A 4,024-nucleotide genomic window follows, 5' to 3' on the forward strand; every position below is an offset into this window, starting at 1 on the left:
TCGAGGTTTGCCAACTGCCTTTGCCGATTGCTATTAATGAAGTGTCTGTCAAATACGGGGCTGAACAGTTAGAGTCTCTCCGAAAACTCAGCTTGCCTTATAACCGTCACCCGTCTACATTTACTGCTGTTTAACAGTGGGACACGTTCCTGGTCGACAGGAACTTTCAGGTTCTGACTACACCTGCTACCTTAGCATCAATTAAAGCCAACTATAGACAACGAAATTTCCTCTGGAGCCAGGTCTTCAGAGGATTTTTTGTTTTAAACACTCCTCTTTCGTCTCCCTAAATTTTGCCTACTGCTTTTGCCGATTGTCATTGATAGGTGTCTTTCAAACAAAGAGTCGAACAGTTAGTGTCTCTTAGAATTCCGCTTGAATCTCATCACTCATCTTCGTTTAATGTTGTTTAACAGAGGAATATGTATCTGGTCGACAGTTGGTTTTAACTTCTGCTGTCACCTGTTACCTTAGTATCAATTAAAGCCAACTATAGACAACGAAATTTCCTCTGGAGCCAGGTCTTCAGAGGATTTTTGTTTTAAACACTTCCCTTTCGTTGCCCTAAATTTTGCCAACTGCTTTTGCCGATTACTATTAACAACTGCCTGTCAGCAAGGGATGTAAACTTAGGGTCTCACCGGAAATTCCGCTTGATCCCAGTTAATATCTCTCCGGAATTCAGCTTACCAGGGATCAAACGTTAAACCTGTGGAGTAAATGGATTGGAAAGTAAACAAGTAAAGTGAAACTGCTGCTAAAAATCAGTAAACCGCGCTTATTGTTATATTATACGAGTTTGTCTACTGCTTTTGCCGATTGCTATTAACAACTGCCTGTCGGCCAAAGAGGTGTAAACTTAGGGTCTCCCCAGAAATCCCTTGCCAGCTCTGTTCTCATTTTCTCCATTTTGGGATGCGTTTCTCTTTTTGGTTTTGGAGTAGTGCCTAAATGCACTGCAAATGGCGTTTTCTGGTCAAATTACTAACTGGCACAGGTGTTGTATTTAGTTGATCGGTTAGGTTGAACAAAGCTGTAATACTCGTTTTTAGTTGGTTTTAACGAGCAACAGTCGAAGCCGCTCTCTGGTAAAGGGCGGCTTTTTTTATGGCTTAATGTCAGTGTTTCCCGCAAATGCAGTTTGATCTTCAAGCCCCGCGCATAAAAACGAAAAGTTATTGTGGGAATTTTTTCTCCTTTTGGGATGATGCGAAGGGTCTACACCCTTGTTTTTGTCAATTCAATGCAGGTTCTGCTTCTGGCATATGTGTTGTAACTGCTAAATTGGTTAGGTTGAAAAAGAAAGCTGTAACACTCGTTTTTAGTTGGTTTTAACGAGAACAGTCTATGGCCGTCCCCTGGTTAGGGACGGCTTCTTTTTTTATAGAGCAGCAATAAACCAAGGAAGGTGGTCCCGCCGTTCACGATCAATATCTCAAATCCAAATTTATAACCATTTAGAAGCTCCTCTGAGTTGTTATTGAGCCAGTAAGAGAGTGCCGGGGAAAGGAGGCACACTATAGGTACGCCATAGTCCCTGACCTGGAGTTTGGTAAACAGACCGAACGAATATAAACCTAATAATGGCCCATAAGTATATCCTGCAGCGGTAAATACGGCGCTGATTACAGCTTCATTATTAATCTCTTTGAAAAGTAAAATGACCAGGAACATCACCGCTGAAAAGCCCAGGTGTACTATCAACCTGGTATTTCTTTGCTTATGCTGAAGTTCCAGGGTAGTTTCATGCTCTTTAAAATTGAGAAAGTCTACACAAAAAGAGGTAGTGAGTGCTGTCAATGCTGAGTCTGCACTTGAGTAGGCAGCCGCGACTATTCCCAACAGAAAGACTATCCCGGCTATAATATTAAAATGATCGCGCGCCAGCATGGGGAAGAGATCATCAGTCCTTTCAGGAAGAGGTATGCCATTGCTATTGGCATACATGTACAACAGTGCTCCCATAGAGAGGAAAAACAGATTGGCAAATACCAGGATTACCGAGAACCAGAACATATTTTTTTGCGCGTCCCCAAGATTTTTACAAGTCAGGTTCTTCTGCATCATGTCCTGATCCAGCCCCGTCATAACAATGGCAATAAATGCACCGGCAAAAAATTGCTTAAAGAAGTTTTTGCCTGTTTGCCAGTCCCAGAAAAATATTTGAGAATATTCACTTTCACTGATCACCGCCGGGATGTCGCCGAGAGATAGTTTAAGGTCCTGGCTGATGAGGTAAATTACAATGCCCACGGCAGATAACATAAATAAAGTCTGGAGCGTATCCGTCCATACAATGGTTTTTATGCCTCCGCGGAAGGTATAAAGCCATATGAGAACTATAGTTACCAGTACCGTTATCGAAAAATCCACGTTCCAGGCATCAAACAGAAAGATCTGCAAAACACCGGCAACCAGAAAGAGCCGGAAAGAAGATCCGATCACCCTTGAAAGCAGGAAATAGAATGCACCTGTTTTGTAAGACCAGAATCCAAAGCGCTGCTCCAGGTACCCATAGATAGATATCAAATTCAGCCTGTAGTACAACGGCATCAATACAGTAGCTATCACCAGGTATCCCAAAAGGTACCCCAGTACCATCTGCATGTATGAAAACTGCGTGTCGGCCACCCACCCCGGTACGGAGATGAAGGTGACACCGGATAAAGAAGCGCCAATCATACCAAAGGCCACTAAGTACCAGGGAGATTGCCGGTTGGCTGTAAAGAAAGTGCTTGAATCGCTTCTTCTTGTGGTGGTAAAAGAAATAGTGATTAATAGAGCAAAATAGACAGCGATTACAGTTATTACTAAAGTTGGAGTCATAAATCGTGGAATATTCCGGCTAAAGTTGTAATTTTTTTTTACTTTTGACAACAAACTAAGGCTCTATATGGATTTCGGATATAAAGAAGAAGAACTGGTTGAAGTTTTAGATGATGTTGCAGATATCAAGGACCTCATGGTGTTCAATGATGATGTCAATACATTTGATCATGTGATTGATACCCTGGTTCGTGTGTGTAATCATTCTGTGGAGCAGGCTGAGCAATGTGCTTACATAATTCATTTCAGAGGCAAATGTTCAGTTAAAAGAGGCCTTCTTAAAACGCTTAAGCCTATGCAGGAGGCTATTTGCGATGAAGGTATCGACGCCCGCGTGGTATAATTGCTTGCAGTATTGCGTGCAGCCATCATTTCCCTTAAGGCCTTTCCCAAGGTCGACACAATTTCCATTTACTTATAATTCAGGTCCGGGTTAATCTTTTTGTTTGTCTCCGTGTTACATATCTTTGAGGTAATATATGGAATACCCCTCTAGATTAATTGAAAACGCGGTTGGAGAGATCTCAAAACTACCTGGGATAGGGAAGAAGACTGCTTTAAGGCTGGTTTTGCACCTGTTAAAAGAGCCTGAAGCTACTACTGCCGAACTTTCCGAAGCCCTTACCGAATTACGTACCAAAATCAGGTACTGTAAAGATTGCCACAATATTTCTGATGAAGAGGTGTGTAACATCTGTGCCAGCCACAGAAGGGACAGGTCAATCATATGCGTCGTTGAAGATACGCGGGATGTATTGGCCATAGAAAATACAGCTCAATACACAGGATTGTACCACATACTGGGAGGCGTTATCTCACCCATCGAAGGCGTAGGGCCTTCTGAACTGAACATAGAGCAGCTTTTGCAACGTATAGAAAGCAATCGCGATGAGGTGAAAGAGGTGATATTTGCCCTTAGCCCTACCATGGAAGGGGATACAACTGCATTTTATCTTACCAAAAAGCTTAAGGAGTTTGGTGTGAAAATAAGCACCATTGCCAGAGGTATACCCATTGGTGGCGAATTGGAGTATACGGATGAGATCACCCTCGGAAGAAGCATCCTCAGCAGAACAGCCTATCAGCAGGATTGAGTATGGGCAGGCATGATGAGCAAGCCGCCATTTTTAATATTTTTTTGGGTTAATTATACTTCTCGCAACCATTACACATTCAAACAGCTTGATTTTGAATGATG

At 42.4% G+C, this 4,024-nt stretch carries 3 protein-coding genes; 2 read left to right on the forward strand and 1 reads right to left on the reverse strand.

The annotated features are described in order from the left end of the window. Positions 1–1,362: 1,362 nt before the first annotated feature. Complete coding sequence (locus E1163_RS01995) at positions 1,363–2,826, reverse strand: sodium:solute symporter (protein WP_155168932.1); 1,464 nt, start codon at positions 2,824–2,826, stop codon at positions 1,363–1,365. 67 nt (positions 2,827–2,893) lie between these two features. Here E1163_RS01995 and E1163_RS02000 point away from each other — a divergent pair, with 67 nt between their 5' ends. Then, entirely contained in the window at positions 2,894–3,169 is a 276-nt protein-coding gene (locus E1163_RS02000; RefSeq protein ID WP_155168934.1) for an ATP-dependent Clp protease adaptor ClpS, read from the forward strand. A 136-nt stretch (positions 3,170–3,305) separates the two neighbouring features. After that, entirely contained in the window at positions 3,306–3,920 is a 615-nt protein-coding gene (gene recR, locus E1163_RS02005) for a recombination mediator RecR (protein ID WP_155168937.1), read from the forward strand. Positions 3,921–4,024: the final 104 nt, after the last annotated feature.

Source organism: Fulvivirga kasyanovii, from assembly GCF_009711405.1.
GTDB lineage: Bacteria > Bacteroidota > Bacteroidia > Cytophagales > Cyclobacteriaceae > Fulvivirga > Fulvivirga kasyanovii.

What these genes read in the sequence shown, in the direction of transcription:
- E1163_RS01995 (WP_155168932.1), bottom strand. Translation starts at nt 2,826, where the DNA reads ATGACTCCAACTTTAGTAATAACTGTAATCGCTGTCTATTTTGCTCTA.
- E1163_RS02000 (WP_155168934.1), top strand. Translation starts at nt 2,894, where the DNA reads ATGGATTTCGGATATAAAGAAGAAGAACTGGTTGAAGTTTTAGATGAT.
- recR (WP_155168937.1), top strand. Translation starts at nt 3,306, where the DNA reads ATGGAATACCCCTCTAGATTAATTGAAAACGCGGTTGGAGAGATCTCA.